Origin of the sequence: Microlunatus flavus (assembly GCF_900110855.1) — a bacterium.
GTDB classification, from domain to species: domain Bacteria; phylum Actinomycetota; class Actinomycetes; order Propionibacteriales; family Propionibacteriaceae; genus Microlunatus; species Microlunatus flavus.
Window position 1 is genome coordinate 267,563 of record NZ_FOFA01000003.1, and the last position, 24,122, is coordinate 291,684.

At 73.3% G+C, this 24,122-nt stretch carries 18 protein-coding genes; 9 read left to right on the forward strand and 9 right to left on the reverse strand.

Annotated elements, in window-relative coordinates; all coding sequences use genetic code 11:
* Window positions 1–4 precede the first annotated feature (4 nt).
* The 6 genes from aroC (at window position 5) to BMY04_RS09005 (ending at window position 6,617) form a co-directional block, all read left to right on the forward strand.
* Window positions 5–1,216 carry a chorismate synthase gene (gene aroC / locus BMY04_RS08980; RefSeq protein WP_091179000.1) on the forward strand — a complete coding sequence of 404 codons (1,212 nt, stop codon included), beginning with the start codon at window positions 5–7 and terminating at the stop codon, window positions 1,214–1,216.
* Window positions 1,213–1,716, forward strand: a complete 504-nt coding sequence (locus BMY04_RS08985) for a shikimate kinase (RefSeq protein WP_091179002.1) — start codon at window positions 1,213–1,215, stop codon at window positions 1,714–1,716. Before aroC ends, BMY04_RS08985 begins: the two co-directional genes overlap by 4 nt.
* Window positions 1,713–2,819, forward strand: coding sequence for a 3-dehydroquinate synthase (aroB, locus tag BMY04_RS08990; RefSeq protein WP_091179004.1), 1,107 nt, complete (start codon window positions 1,713–1,715; stop codon window positions 2,817–2,819). Before BMY04_RS08985 ends, aroB begins: the two co-directional genes overlap by 4 nt.
* 87 nt (window positions 2,820–2,906) lie before the next feature.
* Window positions 2,907–3,467: an elongation factor P gene (gene efp, locus BMY04_RS08995; protein WP_091179006.1), complete on the forward strand. Its 561-nt coding sequence runs from the start codon at window positions 2,907–2,909 to the stop codon at window positions 3,465–3,467.
* Window positions 3,468–3,474: 7 nt separating this feature from the next.
* Entirely contained in the window at window positions 3,475–3,948 is a 474-nt protein-coding gene (gene nusB / locus BMY04_RS09000; protein ID WP_232506208.1) for a transcription antitermination factor NusB, read from the forward strand.
* Between the two features lie 161 nt (window positions 3,949–4,109).
* On the forward strand, window positions 4,110–6,617 hold the full coding sequence (locus BMY04_RS09005) for an immune inhibitor A domain-containing protein (protein ID WP_232506209.1): 2,508 nt from the start codon (window positions 4,110–4,112) through the stop codon (window positions 6,615–6,617).
* 125 nt (window positions 6,618–6,742) lie between these two features.
* Here the strand turns inward: BMY04_RS09005 and BMY04_RS09010 are convergent, their stop codons facing one another.
* From BMY04_RS09010 to BMY04_RS09040, 7 genes are read right to left on the reverse strand one after another with little or no spacing between them, the layout of a single operon-like run.
* A complete protein-coding gene (locus BMY04_RS09010) occupies window positions 6,743–8,428 on the reverse strand; it encodes an alpha-amylase family glycosyl hydrolase (RefSeq protein WP_091179008.1) in 1,686 nt (561 codons plus the stop codon).
* Window positions 8,425–9,777 carry a glycoside hydrolase family 36 protein gene (locus tag BMY04_RS09015; protein ID WP_091179011.1) on the reverse strand — a complete coding sequence of 451 codons (1,353 nt, stop codon included), beginning with the start codon at window positions 9,775–9,777 and terminating at the stop codon, window positions 8,425–8,427. The genes BMY04_RS09010 and BMY04_RS09015 overlap by 4 nt, the downstream gene beginning before the upstream one ends.
* The gene (locus BMY04_RS09020) at window positions 9,774–10,889 is read right to left on the reverse strand and encodes a Gfo/Idh/MocA family protein (RefSeq protein ID WP_091179014.1); all 1,116 of its coding nucleotides are present in this window, start codon (window positions 10,887–10,889) and stop codon (window positions 9,774–9,776) included. Before BMY04_RS09020 ends, BMY04_RS09015 begins: the two co-directional genes overlap by 4 nt.
* A complete protein-coding gene (locus tag BMY04_RS09025) occupies window positions 10,886–11,941 on the reverse strand; it encodes a zinc-dependent alcohol dehydrogenase (protein ID WP_091179016.1) in 1,056 nt (351 codons plus the stop codon). Before BMY04_RS09025 ends, BMY04_RS09020 begins: the two co-directional genes overlap by 4 nt.
* A 2-nt stretch (window positions 11,942–11,943) precedes the next feature.
* Complete coding sequence (locus BMY04_RS09030) at window positions 11,944–12,855, reverse strand: carbohydrate ABC transporter permease (protein ID WP_091179019.1); 912 nt, start codon at window positions 12,853–12,855, stop codon at window positions 11,944–11,946.
* Complete coding sequence (locus tag BMY04_RS09035; protein ID WP_198410027.1) at window positions 12,852–13,826, reverse strand: carbohydrate ABC transporter permease; 975 nt, start codon at window positions 13,824–13,826, stop codon at window positions 12,852–12,854. Before BMY04_RS09035 ends, BMY04_RS09030 begins: the two co-directional genes overlap by 4 nt.
* Window positions 13,823–15,220: an ABC transporter substrate-binding protein gene (locus BMY04_RS09040; protein ID WP_198410028.1), complete on the reverse strand. Its 1,398-nt coding sequence runs from the start codon at window positions 15,218–15,220 to the stop codon at window positions 13,823–13,825. Before BMY04_RS09040 ends, BMY04_RS09035 begins: the two co-directional genes overlap by 4 nt.
* A gap of 113 nt (window positions 15,221–15,333) precedes the next feature.
* Here BMY04_RS09040 and BMY04_RS09045 point away from each other — a divergent pair, with 113 nt between their 5' ends.
* Window positions 15,334–16,497 (forward strand): ROK family protein, encoded by a 1,164-nt coding sequence (locus BMY04_RS09045; protein WP_091179020.1) that lies wholly within the window; start codon window positions 15,334–15,336, stop codon window positions 16,495–16,497.
* Between the two features lie 66 nt (window positions 16,498–16,563).
* Here BMY04_RS09045 and BMY04_RS09050 read toward each other — a convergent pair whose 3' ends face one another.
* Both BMY04_RS09050 and BMY04_RS09055 read right to left on the reverse strand, forming a co-directional pair.
* On the reverse strand, window positions 16,564–18,756 hold the full coding sequence (locus BMY04_RS09050; RefSeq protein ID WP_091179022.1) for an MFS transporter: 2,193 nt from the start codon (window positions 18,754–18,756) through the stop codon (window positions 16,564–16,566).
* The gene (locus BMY04_RS09055) at window positions 18,753–19,271 is read right to left on the reverse strand and encodes a MarR family winged helix-turn-helix transcriptional regulator (protein WP_091179026.1); all 519 of its coding nucleotides are present in this window, start codon (window positions 19,269–19,271) and stop codon (window positions 18,753–18,755) included. Before BMY04_RS09055 ends, BMY04_RS09050 begins: the two co-directional genes overlap by 4 nt.
* A gap of 245 nt (window positions 19,272–19,516) precedes the next feature.
* Here BMY04_RS09055 and carA point away from each other — a divergent pair, with 245 nt between their 5' ends.
* Window positions 19,517–20,692 (forward strand): glutamine-hydrolyzing carbamoyl-phosphate synthase small subunit, encoded by a 1,176-nt coding sequence (gene carA, locus BMY04_RS09060; RefSeq protein WP_091179028.1) that lies wholly within the window; start codon window positions 19,517–19,519, stop codon window positions 20,690–20,692.
* Window positions 20,692–24,120 carry a carbamoyl-phosphate synthase large subunit gene (gene carB, locus BMY04_RS09065; protein ID WP_091179030.1) on the forward strand — a complete coding sequence of 1,143 codons (3,429 nt, stop codon included), beginning with the start codon at window positions 20,692–20,694 and terminating at the stop codon, window positions 24,118–24,120. The genes carA and carB overlap by 1 nt, the downstream gene beginning before the upstream one ends.
* The last annotated feature ends 2 nt before the right edge of the window (window positions 24,121–24,122 follow it).

Sequence of the window (24,122 nt, forward strand, 5' to 3'; positions counted from 1 at the left end):
CCGCGTGCTCCGCTGGTTGACTGCAGGCGAGTCCCACGGCCCCGCGCTCGTCGCCATCCTCGAGGGGCTGCCCGCGCACGTCCGGGTGACGACGGCCGACGTGCAGGCGGCGCTGGCCCGCCGCCGGCTCGGCTTCGGCCGCGGTGCCCGGATGAAGTTCGAGGCCGACGCGGTGACGCTGCTCGGCGGGGTCCGCCACGGCGAGACCCAGGGTGGCCCGCTGGCGATCCAGGTCGCCAACACCGAGTGGCCCAAGTGGGAGACGGTGATGGCCGCCGACCCGGTCGAGGCCGAGGTCCTCGACGCGCAGGCGCGCAACGCCGCCCTGACCCGCCCGCGCCCCGGGCACGCCGACCTCGTCGGCATGCAGAAGTACGACTTCGACGAGGCGCGTCCCGTCCTGGAGCGGGCGAGCGCCCGCGAGACAGCCGCCCGCGTCGCGCTGGGCAGCGTCGCCGCCCGCTTCCTCGAGCAGGCGTACGGGGTGCGGATCCTCAGCCACGTCGTCGAGCTGGGCACGGTCCGCGCGCCCGCCGGCGTCGTGCCCGGGCCCGACGACCTGGCCGCGATCGACGCCGACCCGCTGCGCTGCTTCGACCCGGAGGCCGCCGCGGCGATGAAGGCCGAGGTCGAGGCGGCGCAGAAGGACGGCGACACCCTCGGCGGCGTCGTCGAGGTCGTGGTCTGGGGCCTGCCGCCCGGCCTCGGCTCGCACGTCCACGGCGACCGCCGCCTCGACGCCCGCCTGGCCGGCGCCATGATGGGCATCCAGGCGATCAAGGGCGTCGAGATCGGCGACGGCTTCGAGCTGGCCCGCACGCGCGGCAGCCTCGCCCACGACGAGATCACGCCCGGCGAGGGCGGCATCGCCCGCGCCTCCGGCCGGTCCGGGGGCACCGAGGGCGGGATGAGCACCGGCGAGGTGCTCCGCGTCCGGGCCGCGATGAAGCCGATCGCCACCGTCCCGCGCGCGCTGCGGACCATCGACACCGCCACCGGCGAGGCCGCCGTCGCCCACCACCAGCGTTCCGACGTCTGCGCCGTCCCGGCCGCGGGCGTCGTCGCGGAGGCGATGGCCGCCCTCGTGCTGGCCGACGCCGCCGTCGAGAAGTTCGGTGGCGACTCGGTCGCGGAGAGCCGCCGCAACTGGCAGTCCTACCTCGCCGACGTCGAGCGCCGCGGTCTGCGGCTGGCCGACGCCGCCACCACCCGGTGACGGCCCGGCTGGTCCTGGTCGGGGCGCCCGGGTCGGGCAAGTCGACCGTCGGCGCGCTGCTCGCGCAGCGGTGGGGCGAACCCTTCGCCGACGTCGACGCGGTCATCGAGGCGCGGACTCACAAGAGCGTGGCCGAGATCTTCGCCGACGACGGCGAGCCGGCGTTCCGCGCGCTGGAGGAGGCCACGACGGCCGAGCTGCTCGACGAACCGGGCGTGCTCGCGCTCGGCGGCGGCGCCGTGCTGTCGGAGGCGACCCGCGGCGCCCTGCACGGGGCACCCGTGGTCTGGCTCAAGGTGTCGGTGGCGCACGCCGCCGGCCGGGTCGGGCTCAACGAGGCGCGACCCCTCCTGCTCGGGAACGTCCGCGGCCGGCTCGTGAAGCTCCTCGCCGAGCGCGCGCCGCTCTACGCGGAGGTCGCGACGGCGACGGTCGACACCGACGGGCTGCCCGCCGCCGAGGTGGCCGACCGCGTCGCCGCGCTGATGGAGCCGCGATGACCCCCGCGGCCGCCCAACCCACGCGCATCCGGATCGCGGCCGAGAACCCGTACGAGGTCGTCGTCGGCCACGGCGTGCTCGGCGAGGTCGCCCCGCTGGTGGCGCGCGCGGACCGCGTCGCGGTGCTGCACCCGGCCGCCCTGATCGACGTCGCCGTACGGGTGGTCGCCGACCTCGAGCGCGCCGGGCACCAGGTGGTCCGCATCGACGTCCCGGACGCCGAGTCGGCCAAGACCGTCGAGGTGGCGGCGCGCTGCTGGGCCGTGCTGGGCCACGCCGGCTTCACGCGCAGCGACGCGGTCGTCGGCGTCGGCGGGGGAGCGACCACCGACCTGGCCGGCTTCGTCGCGGCGACGTGGCTGCGCGGGGTCGGGCTGGTCACGGTGCCGACCAGCCTGCTGGCGATGGTCGACGCCGCGGTCGGCGGCAAGACCGGCATCAACACCGCGGAGGGGAAGAACCTCGTCGGCGTCTTCCACGAGCCCCTGGGCGTCGTCTGCGACCTCGACGTGCTCGCCACGCTGCCGCTCACCGACCTGCGCGCCGGGCTCGGCGAGGTCGTCAAGGCCGGCTTCATCGCCGACCCAGAGATCCTCCGGCTCGTCGAGGAGGACCCGGCCGCCGTGCTGGACCCGCGGGCTCCGGTGCTCCGCGAGCTCGTCGAGCGCTCGGTGGCCGTCAAGGCCCGCGTCGTCTCCGCCGACCTGCGCGAGGCCACGTCGGTCGGCGCCTCGGTCGGGCGCGAGCTGCTCAACTACGGCCACACGCTCGGCCACGCCGTCGAGCGCCGCGAGCACTACCGCTGGCGCCACGGCGACGCCGTCAGCGTCGGGATGGTCTTCGCCGCCGAGCTCGCCCGGGCCGCGGGGATCCTCGACGACGCGACCGCCGACCGGCACCGCGCGGTGCTGCGCTCGCTGGGGCTGCCGACCGCGTACGACCCGGCGGCGTTCGACGACCTGCTCGCGGCCATGGCGCTGGACAAGAAGACGCGGGGCTCCACGCTGCGGTTCGTCCTGCTCGACGGGCTGGCCTCGGCCCGCATCCTCGCGGGCCCCGACGAGGCGCTGCTGCGCCGCGCGTACGCGGCCGCCGCGGCCTGACGGGGCGACCGCGGGCGGCCGGGGCAGCACCGCGTCGCGGCTAGACTGAGCGACTGCTCGAACGAAGACGACGAAGGGTTTGAACGCGTGGCCTCCACGAACGATCTGAAGAACGGCATGGTCCTCGACCTGGACGGCCAGCTGTGGTCGGTGATCTGGTTCCAGCACCACAAGCCGGGCAAGGGCAACACCGTCGTCCGCACCAAGCTCAAGCACGTGCTGTCGGGCAAGGTCGTCGACCGCACCTTCAACTCCGACACCAAGGTCGACACCGCCAGCGTCGACCGTCGCGAGATGCAGTACCTGTACCACGACGGCTCGGGCTACGTGTTCATGGACACCTCGACGTACGAGCAGATGACCATCCCCGACGACACCGTCGGCGACGCCAAGAACTACCTCCTCCCCGAGCACATGGCGACCGTGGCCATCCACGAGGACACCCCCCTCTACCTCGACCTGCCGGCGTCGGTGGAGCTCGAGGTCACCTACACCGAGCCGGGTCTGCAGGGCGACCGGAGCACCGGCGGCACCAAGCCGGCGACGGTCGAGACGGGGCTGCAGATCCAGGTCCCGCTGTTCCTCACCACCGGCGAGCGCGTCAAGGTCGACACGCGGGACGGCAGCTATCTCGGCCGCGTGGGCTGAGGACCCGGTGAGCGAGGCCCCCGTCCCCGCACCCGCGCAGGCCCGTCCCGGCGGGCTGTCGGCCCGCAGCAAGGCGCGCAAGCGAGCGCTGGACATCCTCTTCGAGTCCGAGCTGCGCGGCCGCGACCCGCTGGAGACGCTCGCCGAGCGGGCGGCCGAGGCCGACCCGCCGCTGCGCGACTACACCCGCACCCTCGTCGAGGGCGTCGTCGACCACCACGACGCCATCGACGCCCGCATCTCCGCAGCCCTGGCCAAGGGGTGGACGCTGCCGCGCACGCCGCGGGTCGACCGCAGCGCGCTGCGCATCGCGGTGCTGGAGATCGACCACCTCGAGGTGCCCGACGCCGTGGCGGTGTCGGAGGCCGTCCGGCTGGTCGCTGACCTGTCCACCGACGACTCGCCCTCGTTCGTCGGCGGGGTCCTCGGAGCGGTCGTCGACACCAAGGCCGAGCCCTCCCCGGAGCCCTCGTCCGAGTGATGGTAAGACTTCACACGCTTTCTGAGGATTGAGCAAGAAGATCACCCGCCGCGCCCGCGGTGCATTGCCAGGCTTCTCGACCGCCGCCTACGGTCTCGACCCTGACCCACCCGTTCACGGGGCCCCCGAAGGGTCAGTGGGAGAGACACGTGCGCAGAGAAGTGAGAGCAGTGCTGGGCCTCGGCCTGGCGACAGGGCTGGTGCTGACGGGGGCCATGACGGCCGCCGCCGCACCGCCCCCCAAGGCACCACCGGCCGCCGCACCCGGCGCGACCGAGGTGCCGCAGCGGTCCGACGCCCAGCGTGACCCGCTGAGCGACAAGCAGGAGGCGCTGCGCAAGCAGGCGCTGAACCTGGTGCTGACCGGGCAGAGCAAGGTCCGGAAGATCAACGGCTCCTACGTCGTCAAGGTCGGCAAGAAGCCGGCCTCGGCGTCGCCGGCGCAGCAGCGGACCGCCCGAGCGGCCGGCGCGGTCGCGGCACCGAAGCTGGTCGACCAGTACGTCGAGCTGGACCGGGAGCGGACCGACAAGATCTTCGTCGTCCTCACCGAGTTCGGGAACCAGCGCGACGCGCGCTTCCCCGACAAGGACACCGACCCGACGAGCGACGGCCCGACGACCTTCGACGGGCCGCGCCACAACCAGATCCCCGAGCCCGACCGGTCGAAGGACAACACGACGGTCTGGCAGCAGGACTACTCCCCGGCGTACTTCAAGAACCTCTACTTCGGCGAGGGCGACGGCGTCGACTCGGTGAAGAGCTACTACGAGAAGCAGTCGTCAGGGCGCTACTCGGTCGACGGGACGGTCACCGGCTGGGTCAAGGTGCCGTACAACGAGGCGCGCTACGGCCGCTCCGACGACCCGGACGAGGGCAAGGCGGGCGACGACCCGAACGTCTGCGGCAGCAACGTCTGCAACAACACGTGGGCGCTGATCCGTGACGGCGTGAGCCAGTGGGTCACGGACCAGAAGCGGCTCTTCGGGCGCACCGACGCGCAGATCAAGCGCCAGCTGGCCGAGTTCGACCAGCAGGACCGCTACGACTACGACGGCGACGGCGACTTCAACGAGCCCGACGGCTACATCGACCACTTCCAGATCGTCCACTCCGGCGGCGACCAGGCCGACGGCGACCCGCAGCAGGGCGAGGACGCCATCTGGTCGCACAAGTGGTACGCCTACGCCGACCAGCAGGGCGTCACCGGTCCGGCCCAGAACAAGCTCGGCGGGACCCCGATCGGCGACAGCGGGATCTGGGTGGGCAACTACACGATCCAGCCCGAGAACGGCGGCCTGTCGGTCTTCACCCACGAGTTCGGCCACGACCTCGGCCTGCCCGACCTCTACGACACCGTCGGCCCGTCCCCGGCCGACCAGCCGATGGAGTTCTGGAGCCTGATGGCGCAGAGCCGGCTCTCCGCGGCCGGCGACCAGGGCATCGGCACGCGCCCGGGCGACCTCGGCGCGTGGGAGAAGATGCAGCTCGGCTGGCTCGACTACGAGGTCGCGGTGGCGGGGCAGAAGAAGACGTTCGACCTCGGGCCGCACGAGTACAACTCGGGCAAGCCCCAGGCGGTCGTCACCGTCCTGCCGCCCAAGGCGGTCAGCACCACGCTGCCCACGCCGCCCGAGGGCACTCGGCAGTGGTGGAGCGGGGCCGGTGACGACTACGACGCGTCGCTGACGCGTTCGGTGACGCTGCCCGCCGGCGCCTCGACGCTCAGCTTCAAGACCAGCTGGAACATCGAGGGCGGCTACGACTACGCCTACGTGCAGGTCGACGACGGCTCCGGGTGGAAGTCGCTGGCCGGCGACATCACCGACCCCGAGACGAACAACGGCATCACCGGCCTGTCCAAGGGCTACGTGCCGGCCACGTTCGACCTGTCGGCGTACGCGGGCAAGACCGTGCAGCTGCGGTTCCGCTACCTGACCGACTCCGGCGTCCAGGGCCAGGACACCGGCCGGCCGTCCGGCCTGTTCGTCGACGACGTCACGGTCGTGGCCGGTGCCACGACCGTGCTCGCGGACGGCGCCGAGTCCGGTGACGACGGCTGGACGAGGGACGGCTTCAGCGCGATCGGCGCGACGAGCAGCCGGGACTACCCGCAGTACTACCTGGCCAGCTACCGCAGCTACACCTCGTTCGACCGCTACCTGAGGACAGGGCCGTACGACCTCGGCTACGGGCCGTCGCTGCCGGACAAGGTGGACCACTTCCCGTACCAGGACGGCCTGCAGGTGACGTTCTGGGACGGCCGCTACACCGACAACAACGTGTCGGTGCACCCGGGCAACGGCCAGATCCTCACGGTCGACGCCCACCCCGACCCCGTCTACCGCATCGACGGTGCGCCGTGGCGGGCGCGGGTGCAGCTTTACGACGCCACCTTCGGGCGGCAGAAGGCCGACTCGTTCACCCTCCATGTGAACGGCCAGCCGAGCTACGTGCGCGGGCAGGCCGCGGTGCCGACGTTCGACGACACGCGGAGCTACTTCCGTGCGGCGACCCCGAAGTCGGGCGTACGGGTCGCGGGCGCGGGCGTGACGATGTCGGTCCTCGAGCAGGACGACACCTCGATGCGGGTGGCCGTGGGCACCAGCACGTCGGTGTCGGCGAGCACGACGCTCGCCCGGGCGCGGCAGGCGGTGCGCGCGAGCTGAGGCGCTGAGCAGCAGTCGTCGCACCACGGACGCCCGGGCGGGGGACCGCCCGGGCGTCCGTGCGTCCGGACGTCGGCCAACGAGCCGGCAGGCCGGCCCGCCGTGGCGATCGGTCCTCCTGGTCGTCAGGCCCGGTCGACCTCGACCCACGCGAAGCCGTGGGGTCCCAGCGTCAGCGGCCCGACGCGTCGGCCCGTCAGCAGGTCGCGGCCCGACACCTCCGCCAGGGTCACGGTCTCCGCGGTGACGTTCGTCAGGCAGTCCAGCGTCTGACCCCCGCCCGTGCGGCGCACGGCGAACACGCGGTCGTCGAGGTCGAGGGTCTCCTGCCCGGCGAAGGGGGAGAGCGCCGCCTGCTCGCGCCGCACCGCGAGCAGGCGGCGCACACCGTCGAACATGCCGGCGACCCGGTGGTCGGCGCGGAGGTCCCGCCCGAGCGCGTCGGCGTCGAGGACCGGGCGGTTCACCCGGCGGTTGATCCCGCTGGCGGCCATGCCGTCGAGGTCGGGCCGGGTGCCCAGCAGGGAGTGCACGTAGACCGCCGGCACGCCGACCACCGTCAGCAGGATGGCGTGGGCCGCCAGTCCCTTGGCCACGAGGAGCGCCGGGTCGGCCGCCTCGGCGGGGGTGCAGAGGGCGTCGAGGTAGGTGAGGTTGAGCTCGTAGACCGACTCGCTGCCGTCCGGCCGCCGCGACAGCCCGACGCGCCCGCCGTGGGCCAGCACCCGCTCCACGAGGGCCGACCGCTCGGCGTCGTCGAGGATGCCCTCGGTGGGCCGCAGGCCGATCCCGTCGTGGCTGGCGAGGAAGTTGAACCACGTCGCGTCCGGCCCGACCGGCCCGATCGTGGCCGCCCACTCCCGCAGCCGCGCGACCGAGCCGGCGACGAAGGCGTGCAGCACCAGCGGCGGGAGGGCGAACTGGTAGACGAGGTGCGCCTCGTCGGTGCCGTCGCCGAAGTAGGAGACGTTCTCCGCGTGCGGCACGTTGGTCTCCGTCAGCAGCCGCGTGCCCGGGGCCACCGCGTCCAGCAGCGCCCGCCAGACGCGGATCACGGTGTGGGTCTGCGGCAGGTGCAGGCAGGTCGTGCCGGACTCCTTCCACAGGAAGCCGATGGCGTCGAGGCGGACCGCCCCGGCCCCCCGGGCGACGTAGCCGAGCAGGACGTCGGTCAGCTCCAGCAGGACCGTCGGCGTGCGGACGTCGACGTCGACCTGGTCGGGCCCGAAGGTGGTCCAGGCCCGCACCACGTGCCCGTCCGGCGCCGGGAACGGGTGGAACAGCGGCGTGGTGCGGGGCCGCACCACGCGGCTGGTGTCGAAGGCGGCGTCGTCGGCCAGGTAGTACCCGGCGCGCCCGGCCTCGCCGGCCAGCCAGCCGCGGAACCACGCGCTCGCGCTCGAGGTGTGGTTGGCGACGAAGTCGAACCACAGGGTGCGCCGCCCGGCCAGCCGCGCGACGTCGTCCCACGTGCCGAGGGCGGGGTCCACCGCACGGTGGTCGACGACCCCGAAGCCGTCGTCGGACGTCCAGGGGTACATCGGCAGCAGGTGGACGTCGGTCACGACACCGCCGACCTCGTCGTCCAGCAGCTCCCCGAGCGTCTGGAGCGGCGCCTGGTCCGGGCGGCGCACCGAGTCGGCGTAGGTGATCAGCACGGCCGTGCTCTCGTCCAGCGGTGTCGTCCGGCGCCCGGCGAGCGAGCCCGCGTGGTCCTGCGCGAGCCGCACCAGCGCCGTCGTGACCTCCTGGACCTGCCCGGGGTAGAGGCGCGCGACGAGGGGCTCGAGCCGCGCCGCCAGGTCGCTCACGGCTCGTCCGACCCGAGGGGCGCGTCCACGAGCGCCGCGCTGAGCCGGGCCCCGCGCTCGACCACGTCGTCCGGCAGCGGGCCCGGACCGACGCGGTCGCGCAGCAGGTCGCGCGTGGTCCGCAGGCCCCAGTCGTCGAGGTCGGCGACGCGGTCGCTGACGCTGCGCAGGCCGCCGAAGGTGCGCACGGCGTCCGCCCAGTCCTCACGCAGCGCGTACGACGGCCGCGCGACCAGGCAGTCCGGGTCGCCGGCCCACCAGCGCCCGTGCTGCCACGCCCGGGCGGCCACGGGCATCAGCCCGCGCAGGCCCCGGGAACCGTCCTCGCCGCCCTCGTGGAAGGTGTCGGGCGACGTCCGCATCGCGTCGACCAGGCCGATGCTGGGCAGCAGGGGAGCGCCGCACCCGACCAGGTAGACGTCCGGACCGACGGTCTCGCGGACCAGCTCGAGACCCGCCCGGTACGCCTCGACCGGCGTGCTGCCGTCGTGGCGGGTGCCGGGCACGGCCCCGCCGTAGAGGAAGTCGAGCTTGAGGTAGTCCACCCCCAGGTCGACCAGCCGGCGCAGGTGCCGGCGCAGCAGGTCCTGCACGCCGGGGCGGGTGAGGTCGAGGCCCCGGAGGTCCTGGCCCCAGTTGCGGCCCGCGTCACCGACCAGCCAGTCGGGGTGCGCGCGGGCGAGCGAGGTCGAGGCGCCGACGAGGAACGGGGCGAGCCAGACCCCCGCCCTCCGGCCCGCGCTCCGGATCTCGCCGACGAGCGCCGGAAGGTCGCCGAAGCCGGGGCTGGGTGCGAGGTCCTCGCCGAGCCCGAGGCTCCAGCCGTCGTCGACCTGCACCACGTCCACGGGCAGGTCCGCCTCGTCGAAGGCCCGGAGGTTCTCGGTCACGTCGGCGGCGCGGACGTGCTCGAAGTAGCGGTACCAGGAGCACCAGACCGTGGGTGCGGGCCGCACCGCGGCCGCCGGCGCCAGCACCGCGGCGGCGGCCCCGAGCGCTTCCGGAACGGTCGGTGCGCGCCCGGTCCGCACCCCACCGTCGCTGCTCACCTCCAGCACGCCCCCGCTCAGCCGGGTCCGCAGGGTCGGCACCGCGGTCCGGCTCGGGGACACGTACCAGCGCACCGGGCCCTCGCCGGGGTCGACGACGAGCAGGCCCTCGGCCTGCTGGCCGGCCGTGGCGAGCGCCGTGCCGGGGCGGAAGCGCATCGTGTGCTGCCAGTCCTCCTCGGGGCGCAGCAGGGCGGCGCCCGGCGCGTACCAGGTGGCCGGGCTCCAGCTCTGCCAGCCCTCGGCGTACACGCGCGCCGCCCTGGTCACCCGGACGGCGTCGACGGGCACGAAGCTCATGCGGCACCCCCGACGGCGACCGGGGCGCCCCCGCGGTCGGCGGAGGCCGCGGCGGCGAGGACGAGGGCGACGGACCGGGCGGCGTCGGCGGCGGAGTTCTCCGGCTGGCGGTCCTCGGCGACGGCGCACATGAGCTCGCCCATCGTCGCCGCGAAGCCGCCCACGAACCACGCCCCGGCCAGCGGCAGGTCCGTCTCGCCCTCGCCGCGGTCCAGCGAGAGCCGGTCGGAGTCCAGCAGCACGCTGCCGCGCAGGGTGCCGCCGGTGCCGTGCACCCAGAACGGGCAGGACGGCGTGCTCGCGACGGCGTCGCCGACGAGCCGCAGCACCGCCGTCGCCCCGCCCCGGGTCTCGAGCTCGACGGTGGCCGACCAGGGGTTCCGTGCCGCCGCGGACTGCCCGGGGACGCGGGTGTCGCGCGCCCGGACGGCCACGACCTCCCCGCGTCCGTCGGGCGCGGTCGCCAGCCAGGTCCGGGTGACGTCGACCCAGTGCAGCAGGTAGTCGGTGAGCAGCATGTGGTCCACGTCGTCGAAGGGGGTCCCGACCAGCGGCGGCAGCGGCTTGTCGAGCAGGTGGGTCACCCCGACGACCTCGCCGACGTCACCGCGGCGCAGCAGCTCGGTGGTGAGCCGCCACGGTGGCGCCCACCGCCCGTTCTGGTTGACGGCGACGCGCACCCCGGCCGCGTCCGCGCGCTCGAGCAGCGCCGGCAGCGCGGCGAGGTCCTCGGGCGTGGCCACGACCGGCTTCTGGGCGAGCACGTGCTTGCCGGCCTCGACCGCGCGCGCGATCCAGCCCAGGCGACCCTGCGGCCCGGTGGCCAGGTCGACGAACCGCACGCCCGGGTCCGCGAGCAGCTCGTCGGCGCTCGCGTACACCCGCCCGACGGACGGGAACCGCTCGAGCAGGTCGCTCGTCCGGGCCGGGTCCCGGCTCCACACGCCCCGCACGCCCACGCCGAACTTCTCGTACGCCGGCAGGTGGGCGCTCTGCGCGATGGTTCCGGCGCCCAGCACGGCGACGCCGGAGCGGTCGGCGGGAAAGCGGGGCGCGGTGCCGGGCAGCCCTGCGAGCACGCCCTCGAGCAGAGGGTCGGACGGGCCGGTCATGCGGTGGGGGCCGCCGGGAAGCGGAGGACGACCTGGAGGATGCCGGGGTCGTTCGCGTCGAGCCGGGCGAAGACCGACCCGACGTCGGGGGCGTCCACGACGTCGGTGACCAGCGACAGCACGTCCAGCCGGCCGGCGGCGACCTGCTCCATGACGGTGGCGACGAGGCGGGCCTGGTCCCAGCGCGACCCGAGGGCCACCGGTGTGCCCCCGATCTGGCTGGCGACGATCCGCACGCGGTTGTGGTGGAACTCCTCGCCGAGGCGGAGCGCCTCGGCGCCGCCCTGGTAGAAGCCCGAGGCGACGACGGTCCCGTCGACGACGACGCTCCGCACGGCCTGGTGCAGCGCGGAGACCACCCCGCTCAGCTCGACGGCGCTGTCCACGCCGCCGCCCGCCCAGGCCCGTACCAGCGCTCCGGCGCCGCCCTCCGCCCGGGCGTCGACGGTCGTCGCGGCGCCCATGTCCCGCGCCCGCTCGAGCCGCCCGGGCACGGCGTCGACGGCGGCGACCGTGGCTCCGCTCAGCACGGCCAGACGCGTCGCGACCAGGCCGATGACGCCCTGGCCGTAGACGGCGACGCGGTCGCCGAGCGAGACGTCGGCGGCCAGCACGGCGTTCAGCGCCACGGCGCCGACACGGGCGAAGCAGCCGGCCATCGCCTGCTCCGGCGGCAGCGTCCCGCGCAGCGCGGCGACGTCGACCACCGCGTCGCTGCGGTGGCCCCAGATGCCGTAGACGACCTGTCCGGGCGTCCACCCACGGACGTCGTCGGCGACCTCGACGACCTCGCCGACCTCGGAGTAGCCCCACCCCTCGACCGGGTAGGCGAAGCTCGGCGCCCCTGGTTGGAAGAGGCGCGCCTGCGGGTCCCAGGTCCCGGTCAGGTAGGGGTTGGTGCCGCGGTACGCGGTCAGCTCCGTCCCCGCGGAGACGCCGGAGTACCACGTGGCGACACGGACGGACCGGGGGCGCAGCGGCTGCGGTGCAGCCTCGACCAGGCCGACCTGGCGCGGGCCCGTGAAGGAGACGACGTGCTGGCTGCCGGTCACGGTCAGCCCTTCTCGGCGCCGGCCGTCAGGCCGCCGGTCAGCCAGCGCTCGCTGATGAAGAACAGCACGATGATCGGCACCGTGAGGATCACGGAGCCCGCCATCAGGACGGTCGTCGGCACCTCGATGCTGCCCGAGAGCTGCGAGAGGCCCAGCGAGACGGTCCAGCGGTCGCGGTCCTCGACGAGGAAGAGCAGGGCGAAGAGGAACTCGTTCCAGGCGATCATGAAGATGAACAGCGCGTTCGAGATGATCGCGGGCATGGCGAGCGGCAGGCTGATCAGGCGCATCGCCTGGAGCCGGGTGCAGCCGTCCACCGCGGCGGACTCCTCGAGGCTGGCGGGGATCGTGTCGAAGTAGTTGCGCAGCGTGTAGATCGACACCGCCGCGGTCTGGGCGACGTAGACGACCATGAGCCCGAGCAGGGAGCCGCGCAGCCCGATCTGGCTGTAGAAGCTGAACAGCGGGATCGCCAGCAGGATCGCCGGGAAGAAGTAGACGGCCAGGAAGAGCGCCCCGATCTGCCGGCGCCCGAAGAAGTCGAGCCGGCTGACCGCGTACGCGCCGGGCAGGGAGACCAGCAGCGTCAGCACCACGGTCCCGAGCGACACCGCGAGGCTGTTGCGCAGGAAGACGAGGAAGCCCTGGCCGCCGTCGTCGACCGAGGTGAGGACCGAGGTGTACGTCGACCAGTCGACCTCGCCGCGGCGGGGCCACAGCGCGCCCGGGTCCTGCAGCACCGCGTCGAGCGGGCGGAACGACAGCACCCCCATGTAGTAGAAGGGGAAGACCGCCGCGACGAGCAGGGCCACGATCACGACCGGGCGGAGCACGGCGAGCACCCGCCGCTCGACGAGGTCGCGGGTGACACGTCGGGCCGGAGCCCGTCCGCGGGTCGTCGTCGCGGTGCTCATGCCGCCTCCTCCGGACGTCCGAACAGCTTCAGGTAGACGGTGACGAGCACCGCGAGGATGACCGCCAGGACCAGGGCCTGGGCGGCGGCGGTGCCGATGTTGCCGCGGGAGATGAGGAAGTCGTAGACCCGCACGGCCACGACCTGGGTGCCCGAGCCGCCGCCGGTCAGCAGGTAGATCGCGTCGAAGTCGTTGAAGGTCCAGATGAAGCGCAGCACCGTCAGCACGGCGATGGTCGGCAGCAGCTGGGGCAGCACGATGTGCCGGAACCGCTGCAGCGGGGTCGCCCCGTCGACCTCGGCCGCCTCGTCGAGGGTGCCGGGGATCGCCTCCATCCGCGCGGTGAGGAAGAGGAAGGCGAAGGGGAACGAGCGCCACGCCTCGAAGACGACGACCGTGATCATCGCCGTGGAGACCGGGAGCGGGCCGACGTCCTCGCCCGAGGTGAGGAAGGCGACGGGCTCCTTCCAACCGAGCAGCGTCGTGCCCCACTGGTTCACGGCGCCGAACTCGGGGTTGAGGAGCGTCTTCCACACGAAGGTCGCGGCGACGACGGGGGCGACGTAGGGGAGCAGGAGCAGCGCGCGGACGGCGCCCCGCCCGCGGAACGGCTTGCGCAGCGCGAGCGCCGCGACGAGGCCGACGACGATGGCGCCGGCCGTGCCGCCCACGGAGTAGACCAGCGTGTTCAGCAGCGCGGTGGCGAAGCCCGGCGACGTGAGGACCGAGACGAAGTTGTCCACGGTGTAGCGGCCGAAGAACCCGGTCTGGCGCAGGTTGATCAGCCGGACGTGCTGGAACGCCAGCGACACCGTCCACAGGATCGGCAGGACGACCATGACGACGACGATCACCACGGTGGGGGCGATCAGCGCGTAGCCGGTGCGGCGGTCCTCTCGCACCCGGGCCGAACGGCCGCGCGCCGGGCGGGCGGGCGTCTGGCTGAGGGCCGGCTGGCTCAGCGTGGTCACTGGAGGGACTCCTGGATCGAGACGACGGTGTCGGTGGCCTGGCGAGCGGCCTGCGCGGGGTCGGTGCCGTTGGACACCTCGTTGACGGCCTCGGCCACCGGCTGCTCGCCCTGGAGCGCGCCGAGGAGGTCGCCCTGGCCCTGCGGGATGGCCCAGCGGGAGAGCTCCTGCGGCCCGGACGCGATCTCGTCGATCACCTCCGGGCTGTAGAAGCGCGAGAGGGGCGCCCGGCTGTCGACGCCCACGTCGAGACCCGCCCACGCCTTGCTGAAGCGCTGCCGGTCGTCGGCGGTCCCGGTGCGGACCGGCACCTTGCCCTCGGGCGCGATCGCGATCCAGGGCTGGTAGCCGTCGCTCATCATGTGCTCGACGAACCGCCGGGCCGGGCCGGCCGAGGCCGCCGCGGTGATGACCCAGCTGGTCACCTCCCCGAAGACCGTCGGCCGCGCACCCTGCGGCCCCTTGATCGCCGTCACGATGCCCGTGTTCTTCGCGAGGAAGGCCGGGTCGGCCTCGCACTGCGGGCACGTGGGCTTCGCGTCGTCGCGCAGGCCGGCCATCTCGTCGAGGATGAACGTCGACCACACCGTCATCGCCGACCTGCCGGCGAAGTAGGAGGCGCGGGTCGTGTCGACGTCCTGCGCACCCGGAGGGCCGTCCTCGCGGACGAGCTGCCCGTAGGTCCGTAGCGCCTCGACGCAGGCGGGGCTGTCGAAGGTGACCTTGCCCGTGTCGTCGACGAGCTGGCAGCCGTTGGCCTGCGCCCAGTACTCGAAGGTCTGCTCCGTGAAGCTGTCGCCGGCCACCGTCGCCCCGATGAAGCCGGACTGGTCCGGGGTCTTCAGCGCCTGCGCGGCCGCCCGCACGGACTCGTACGTGGTGGGCGCCGCCAGGCCCTTGGCGTCGAAGAGGTCCTTGCGGTAGAGCAGCAGCTGGGTCCACGCCTCGCTCGGCACCGCCAGCGGTGTGCCGCGGTCGCTGGTCAGGTCGAGCGCCTGCCGGGTGAAGGTGTCGCGCCCGAGGTCGTCGAGCACGGCGGCCGTGGCGGCGGGGTCCAGCAGCTCGTTGGACGACATGGTCCGCACCTGTCCCAGCGGGACCCCGCCGACGACGTCGGGCAGCGTGCCCGCCGCCGCGGAGGAGAGGAGCAGCTGGTTGAACTGGTCCTCGGCGACGGCGACCAGCTGCACCTGCACGCCCGAGGACCGGGTGAAGTCGTCGACGATGCGCTGCGTCGCCGCGACACGGTCGGGCAGGTCCTCGACGATCCAGACCTTGATGCTGTCCGGGCTGGTGTTGCGGGCGTCGCCCTGGACGCAGCCCGACAGCAGCACGAGCAGCCCGGCCACCAGCGTGGCGACCAGGCCGCGCCGCCAGGGGGTGGAGACGATCACCGGCTTCCTCCAGGCACGAGACGAACTTATGCCAATAGGCTTGCCTTAAGTTGCCAACCTGTCAATCATAAGTTTCGGGGACGGTAGGTCTGAGAGGCGGAGGGCGAGCGAGAATGACGACCGTGGTGACCGGTCCGGGTGACGTGCTCGACCTCGTCCGGCGGGGCCGGGCCCGTACGCGCGGCGATGTCGTCGACGCCACCGGGCTGTCGCGGCTGACGGTGGCCCAGCGCGTCGACGCGCTGCTGGACGCCCGCCTCATCGTCGAGGAGGGCACGACGGGGCCGACCGGCGGCCGCCGGAGCCGGAGCCTGGTCTTCAACCGGCACCACTCGCTCGTCGCGGTGGCGGCGGTGGACACCACGCACGCCCAGCTCGCCGTGACGGACCTCGACGGGACCGTGCTCGCGGAGGACGCGCTCGACGTCGAGGTCGACGACGGACCGGTGCGGGTCCTCGACCGGATCGCCGACGGCCTGAGCCGGCTGCTCGAGCGCCACGGCAGCAGCGCCGCCGACCTGAGCGGTGTCGGGCTCAGCCTGCCCGGGCCGGTCGATCCGGTCACCGGCCGCCCGAACCAGCCGCCGATCATGCCGGGCTGGGACGGCTACCCCGTCGGCGACCACCTGTCCGGCGCCCTCGGCGACGTGGTGGTGCACACGGCGAACGACGCCGACGCGGCGGCGCTGGGGGAGTTCGCGGTCGGCCACCCCGACGTGCGGGCGTTCTGCCTGGTCAAGGTGTCCACCGGCATCGGCGCGGGGATCGTCCTCGACGGGCGCTCCTACACCGGGGCGGACGGCGGCGCGGGCGACATCGGCCACGTGAAGGTCGACCCGGCGTCGCCGCTGGTCTGCCGCTGCGGGGCGTACGGGTGCCTGGCCGCCGTGGCGAGCGGCCGGGCGGTGGCGCGCGAGCTGAGCGTGCTCGGGAGGTCGGTGACGCACGGGCGCGAGGTGGGTGCGCTGCTCCGCAGCGGCGACCCCGACGCCGGCCGGCTGACCCAGGAGGCGGGTCGGCGCATCGGGGAGGTCCTGGCGGGCATGGTCTGCGTGCTCAACCCCGAGGTGCTGGTCGTCGGCGGCGCGCTCGCGTCCGCCCCCCTGCTGACCGGCGTCCGCGAGACGCTCTACCAGCGGTGCCTGCCGCGGGCCACGCGGCACCTGGTGCTCCAGCTCGGGACCCTCGGCGACCGGGCGGCGGTGGTCGGGCTGACCCGGCTCGTCGTCGACCGCGAGCTGTCGGCCGACGCCGTGAACCGTCGCCTGCGCCGCTGAACCGAGGACGAACGACGACGGCCCGGCACCCAGGAGGGTGCCGGGCCGTCGTGCGTGCCGGGGGGATCAGGCGTCGACGCGGACCTGGTCGGCGACCTTGCCGGCGAGCTCGGCCTCGGCCTGCTTGAGCGTCGCGATGCGCGCCTGGAGCTCGGCGACCTGCTGCTCGGCGTCGGCGAGCACGCGCTCGGCCTCCGTGCGGGCGAGGCGGGTCACCTTGTCGGCCGTCTGCTGGCTGTCGAGGAGCAGGCGGTACTCGTAGGACCGGAGGCTGTCGCCACCCTCGCCGTCCAGCCCGAGCGAGGGTTGCACCTCGGGCTCGGCGAGCCGGGCGCGGATCTCGTCGATCTGACCGCGGAACTCCCCGGCGACCTCGTCGATGCGCTGCTCGAGGGCGTCGACCAGGCCGACGAGCTCGGCCTGCGTACGCGTCGAGGCGGCCTGGTGCGACCGGGCGCGGTCCTGCGCGGCGGTCAGGACGTCGAGCGCCGCGACGACCTTGCGGGCGGCCGGGTCGTCCCAGGCCTCCTGGTCGGAGCCCTGCTCGGCGGCGACCTCAGCGGCCTGCTGGTCGGGCACGATCTGCTCGGTCTTCGGGCCCTCGAGCCCGCGGTCCTCGCGACCGGTGTCCTCGGCGAGGGCGGCGCTGACGTCGCCCGCCGCCTCGGGCCGCATCTCGACCGTCGTGCGCAGCGGGACCTCCTTGACGATGAGGACCGTCACGAGGGTGAGCACGGCCGCGGCGGCGGCGATGAGGAACAGCTCGCCGAACGAGTCGCCGTACGCGGCCCGGACGACCGCCTGCACGGGGGCGGGCAGGTCGTTCAGGTCGAGCGAGCCGTCACCGGCCCCGGCCCCGCCGACGCCGAGCGCCCGCAGGCCGGTGGTGACCCGGTCGGTCACCTGGTTGGCGAGGATCGCGCCGAGGACGGCCACGCCGACGGCGCCGGCCAGCGACCGGAAGAAGGCGATCGCGGCCGAGGTGGCGCCGATCTGGCTGACGTCGACGGTGTTCTGCACGGCCAGGACGATGTTCTGCACCAGCGCACCGATGCCGACACCCATGACGACCATGTAGAGCGCGACCTGCCAGTAGGGCGTCGTGTGGCTGATCGTGCCCATCAGGGCGAGACCGGCGACCAGGGCGACGGCACCGACGACCATGAGCGGCTTCCACCGACCGGTGCGGCTGACCAGCTGGCCACCGAGGGTCGACACGAGCAGCTGGCTGATGATCAGCGGGATGGTCATGAGCCCGGCGCGCGTCGGCGAGTTCCCGCCGCCGAGCTGGAAGAACTGCGTGAGGAAGGTGCTGCTGCCGAACATCGCCATGCCGACGCCCAGGCTGGCCAGGATCATCAGCAGGGTGGTGCGGTTGTTGAGCACCCGCAGCGGGACCATCGGCTCCGCGGCGCGCAGCTCGACGACGACGAGCAGGGCCACGGCGGCGAGGAAGCCGAGGAGGTACGCGCCCGACGGCCAGGAGACCCAGGCATAGTCGCTGCCGGCGAAGGTCACCCAGAGCATGGGCAGCGCGGCGACGACGGCGACGAGGACGGCGCCGGCGTAGTCGATCGTGACGTGGCGCTTGATCGTGACCAGCTTCAGCGTGCGCTGGAGGACGACGAGGGAGATGACGGCGAGCGGCACGCAGACGAAGAAGCACCAGCGCCAGCCGACCGAGTCGGTGAGGATGCCACCGAGCAGGGGTCCGGAGACCGTGCTGACGGCCATGACCGCACCCATGTAGCCGGAGTAGCGACCCCGCTCGCGCGGGGAGATCATCGAGCCCATGATCGCCTGGGTGACGGCGATCAGGCCGCCCATGCCGACGCCCTGCAGGGCGCGGAAGGCCATCATCGGCGGCACGGTCTGCGACAGGCCGGCGCCGACGGAGCCGGCGACGAAGACGACGATCGCGAGCTGGACCAGCAGCTTCTTGCTGAACAGGTCGGACAGCTTGCCCCAGATCGGGGTGGTGATGGTCAGCGCGAGCAGCGACGCGGTGATGACCCAGGTGTACTGGCGCTGCGTCCCGTGCAGGTCGGACATGATCGTCGGCAGGGCCGTGGAGACGATCGTGGTGCTGAGCATCGCGGTGAAGAGCGCGGCCAGCAGGCCGGTCATCACCTCGAGGATCTCGCGGTGGCTGTAGACCTTGGCGGCGCCGGCGGGCGGCGGCACGCTGGTGCTGGTCCGGGCTGACGCCGCGGGCGCAGAAGGAGCAGGCGCGGTGGCGCTGCGGGTGGCGGTACTCATACGGTGGCGGGCTCCGTCTGGTCGAGCAGGGTGAGGGCGGTGGTCCCGGCCAGCACCTTGGCGGCGGGCACGGGGTGGGTCATGGGGGCCGAGGCGAGGCTCAGCTCGAGGCGGCTGAGGACCTGCACGGCGAGGGCGGCCTCGTCGTCGTCCCAGTCGGGGAGCGCGGCGACGACCCGCTGGAGCAGGTAGCGCTTGTGCTCGGCGAGCCGCTCGCGGCCGAGGTCGGTGATGCCGATGCGGCAGGCGCGGGCGTCCTCCGGGTCGGGGCGGCGCAGCACGAGGCCGTCGGCCTCGAGGGCGGCGACGGCGCGCGAGGCCACCGAGGGGGCGACCATCAGGTGCGCGGCCAGGTCGCCGGGGCGCTGGTCGGTCGTCTCGACCGCCTTGAGGATGCCGGCGAGGGTGCCGGTCATGGTCTGGCCGTGGTCCTTGGCCGCCACGTAGCGCATGGTCCGGATGACCGAGTGGAGCGCGCCGACGAGGGCCGCCGCGCGTCGTTCTGAGAGAGCCAACGTTCACACTTCCTTTAGTTGCTGCACGCAAGCATACGACATAACTTAGGGTCGCTATCGGTTATTCCATGGGTCTGCTGTGTGAGGCGGCGCACGCCGACGACCCACCGGCGCCCGGGTGCGGTCGCCCATCGGCCCGGCGGTTCCTGGGCTGCTGGACGAGGAGGGTCCGACGGCCGCGCGCTGGTACCTTGACGTGACACCACCCTTTAAGACCTGTCCTGTGAGGCAGGAAAGGACGGTTGATGCCTGCCACCAGCCCCGCGCCCTCCACGAGGGTCCCCGCCCTCCTCGTCCTGGAGGACGGCACGACGTTCACCGGCTCCTCCTTCGGAGCGGTCGGCGAGACCTTCGGCGAGGCGGTGTTCTCCACGGCCATGTCGGGCTACCAGGAGACGCTGACCGACCCGAGCTACCACCGCCAGGTCGTGGTCGCCACCGCGCCCCACATCGGCAACACCGGCTGGAACGACGAGGACGACGAGTCCTCGCGCATCTGGGTCGCCGGCTACGTGGTCCGCGACGCGGCGCGCGTCCCCTCCAGCTGGCGCTCGCGCCGCACCCTCGACGACGAGCTCGCGCGCCAGGGCGTCGTGGGCATGTGCGACGTCGACACCCGGGCGCTGACCCGCCACCTGCGCGAGCGCGGCGCCATGCGCGTCGGCATCTCCAGCCTCGAGACCGACCGGGCGGCCCTGCTGGCCCGCGTCCAGCAGGCGCCCGAGATGACGGGCGCCCACCTGGCCGACGAGGTCACGACGCCCACCGCGTACGTGGTCCCGGCCCGCGCGGAGAAGCGCTTCACCGTGGCCGCGGTCGACCTCGGCATCAAGTCGATGACGCCCTACCGGCTCGCCGAGCGGGGCATCGAGACCCACGTGCTGCCGGCCACGACGAGCTGGGCCCAGGTCGAGGCGCTGCACCCCGACGGCGTCTTCTTCTCCAACGGTCCCGGCGACCCCGGTGCGACCGAGGACGCCGTGAGCCTGCTGCGCTCGGTGCTGGACGCCGGCGTGCCGTACTTCGGCATCTGCTTCGGCAACCAGATCTTCGGCCGGGCGCTCGGCTTCGGGACCTACAAGCTGCGCTACGGCCACCGCGGCATCAACCAGCCCGTCATGGACCTGTCCACCCGCAAGGTCGAGGTCACCGCGCACAACCACGGCTTCGCCGTCGACGCCCCGCGCGAGGGCCGCACCCGCACGCCGTACGGCTGGGCGCGGGTGAGCCACGTCGGGCTCAACGACGACGTGGTCGAGGGCCTCGCGCTGGAGGACGAGGACGGCGCGCTGCTGTCCTTCTCCGTGCAGTACCACCCCGAGGCGGCAGCGGGGCCGCACGACGCCAGCTACCTGTTCGACCGGTTCGTGGACCTCATGGGGTCGCGGTCGCTCGCGCAGGCCCAGGGAACGAAGAACTGATGCCCCGCCGCACCGACATCTCCTCGATCCTCGTCATCGGGTCCGGCCCGATCGTCATCGGGCAGGCCTGCGAGTTCGACTACTCCGGCACCCAGGCCTGCCGCGTGCTGCGGGCCGAGGGCTTCCGCGTGATCCTCGTGAACTCCAACCCGGCGACGATCATGACCGACCCCGAGTTCGCCGACGCGACCTACGTCGAGCCGATCACCCCGGAGTTCGTGGAGCAGGTCATCGCCCTCGAGCGGCCGGACGCGCTGCTCGCCACGCTGGGCGGGCAGACCGCCCTCAACGCGGCCATCGCGCTGCACGACAGCGGGGTGCTGGAGCGCTACGGCGTCGAGCTCATCGGGGCCTCGGTCGACGCGATCCAGCGCGGGGAGAACCGCGAGCAGTTCAAGGCCATCGTCGAGGGGCTGCCGCAGAGCGACGACCCGACCGACCCCGGCTTCGGCGTGGCGCGCAGCTTCGTGTGCCACACGATCGACGACGTGCTCGGCGCGGCCGGCGAGCTCGGCTACCCCCTCGTGGTGCGGCCCAGCTTCACCATGGGCGGTGTCGGCTCCGGCTTCGCGCACGACGAGACCGACCTGCGCCGCATCGCCGGTGCCGGCCTGGCGGCGAGCCCGACCACCGAGGTGCTCATCGAGGAGTCGATCCTCGGGTGGAAGGAGTACGAGCTCGAGGTCATGCGCGACCGCGCCGACAACGTGGTGATCGTCTGCTCCATCGAGAACTTCGACCCCATGGGCGTGCACACGGGCGACTCGATCACGGTCGCGCCGGCGATGACGCTGACCGACCGCGAGTACCAGCGGATGCGCGACGTCGCCATCGGCATCATCCGCGAGGTCGGCGTCGACACCGGCGGCTGCAACATCCAGTTCGCCGTCGACCCGGCCACCGGCCGCATGATCGTCATCGAGATGAACCCGCGCGTCTCGCGCTCCTCGGCGCTGGCGTCTAAGGCCACCGGCTTCCCCATCGCCAAGATCGCGGCCAAGGTGGCCATCGGCTACACCCTCGACGAGATCCCGAACGACATCACCGCCACGCAGGACGGGCAGAGCACGCCGGCCAGCTTCGAGCCGAGCCTGGACTACGTCGTGGTCAAGGTGCCGCGCTTCGCGTTCGAGAAGTTCCCGCTGGCCGACTCGACGCTCACCACGCACATGAAGAGCGTCGGCGAGGCGATGGCCATCGGCCGCAACTTCACCGAGGCCCTCGGCAAGGCGCTGCGTTCCCTGGAGGACCCGAAGGCGCCATTCGTGTTCACCACGCCCGGCCCCCTTCGACAGGCTCAGGACATCGCTTCGACAGGCTCAGGGAGCGTGGTCGACGAGCTCCTCACCGTCGCGGCCCGTCCGCACGACGGCCGGCTCGCCGTGGTCATGCAGGCGATCCGGGCCGGCGCGACGCCGGAGCAGGTGCACGCGTCGACCAAGATCGACCCGTGGTTCGTCGACCAGCTGTTCTTGATCAGCGAGGTCGCCGACCAGGTCCGTGACGCCCCCGAGCTGACCGCGGACGTGCTGCGCCTGGCCAAGCGCCACGGCCTGTCCGACGCGCAGGTGGCCACCCTGCGGAACCTCAGCGAGGACGTCGTGCGCGGCGTGCGCTGGGCGCTCGGCCTGCGGCCGGTCTACAAGACCGTCGACACCTGCGCCGCGGAGTTCGCGGCCCGCACGCCCTACCACTACAGCTCCTACGACTCCGAGACCGAGGTCGTCCCGCGCACCCGTCCGGCGGTGCTGATCCTGGGCTCCGGGCCGAACCGCATCGGCCAGGGCATCGAGTTCGACTACTCCTGCGTGCACGCGGCGCTGGCGCTGTCCGGGGCTCCGGACAACAACGGCCGGGGCTACGAGACCGTCATGGTCAACTGCAACCCCGAGACCGTCTCCACCGACTACGACACCGCCGACCGGCTCTACTTCGAGCCGCTCACCTGCGAGGACGTCCTCGAGGTGGTCCACGCCGAGCAGCAGGCCGGCCCGGTCGCCGGCGTCATCGTCCAGCTGGGCGGCCAGACGCCGCTGCGCCTGGCGCAGGCGCTCAAGGACGCCGGCGTGCCGGTCGTCGGCACGAGCCCCGAGGCCATCCACCTGGCCGAGGAGCGCGGCGCCTTCGGCGACGTCCTCGACGCCGCCGGGCTGCCGTCGCCCAAGCACGGCCTGGCCCGCAGCTTCGCGGAGGCCAGCACGATCGCCGCCGAGATCGGCTACCCGGTGCTCGTCCGCCCCAGCTACGTCCTCGGCGGCCGCGGGATGGAGATCGTCTACGACGAGAGCACGCTGGCCTCCTACATCGACCGCGCCACGGAGGTGTCGCCGCAGCACCCCGTGCTGGTCGACCGCTTCCTCGACGACGCGGTGGAGATCGACGTCGACGCGCTCTACGACGGCACCGAGCTCTACCTCGGCGGCGTGATGGAGCACATCGAGGAGGCCGGCGTGCACTCCGGCGACTCGGCGTGCGCGCTGCCGCCGATCACCCTCGGCAGCGAGGTCGTCGACCGGATCCGTACCTCGACCGAGGCGATCGCGCGCGGCGTCGGCGTGCAGGGCCTGATCAACATCCAGTTCGCGCTGGCCGGCGACACCCTGTTCGTGCTCGAGGCCAACCCGCGGGCGAGCCGCACGGTGCCCTTCGTCTCCAAGGCCACCGACACCGCCCTGGCCAAGGCGGCGGCGCGGATCATGCTCGGCGCGACGATCCCGCAGCTGCGGGCCGAGGGCCTGCTGCGCCCGACCGGCGACGGCACGGCCGAGCGGCCCGGGGCGCCGATGGCGGTCAAGGAGGCGGTGATGCCGTTCAACCGCTTCCGCACCGTCGAGGGCACGTCCGTCGACACGATCCTCGGGCCGGAGATGCGCTCCACCGGCGAGGTGATGGGCCTCGACGTCGGCTTCGGCACCGCGTTCGCCAAGAGCCAGGCGGCGGCGTTCGGCTCGCTGCCCACCGGCGGGACCGTGTTCGTCTCCGTCGCCAACCGCGACAAGCGCTCGATCATCTTCCCGGTCAAGCGGCTGGCCGACCTCGGCTTCGAGATCCTCGCGACCGCGGGCACCGCGTCGATGCTGCGCCGCAACGGGGTCGACGCGAGGGCCGTGCGCAAGTTCAGCCAGGGTCCGGGCCCGGCGGGGGAGCCGACGATCGTCCAGCTGATCATGGACGAGGAGGTCGACCTGATCTTCAACACGCCGGCCGGCCTCAGCCCCGACGGGCGCCCGCGTTTCGACGGCTACGAGATCCGCACCGCGGCCGTGCTCCGGAACATCCCGTGCATCACCACGGTGCAGGGCCTCGCGGCCGCCGTGCAGGGCATCGAGGCCGTACGCGGTGGCACGGTCGGCGTCCGCTCGCTGCAGTCCTGGGCGAAGGCGGCCGCCGGCGAGCCGGCCGACGACCTCGTGGGGGCCGAGCGCTGAAC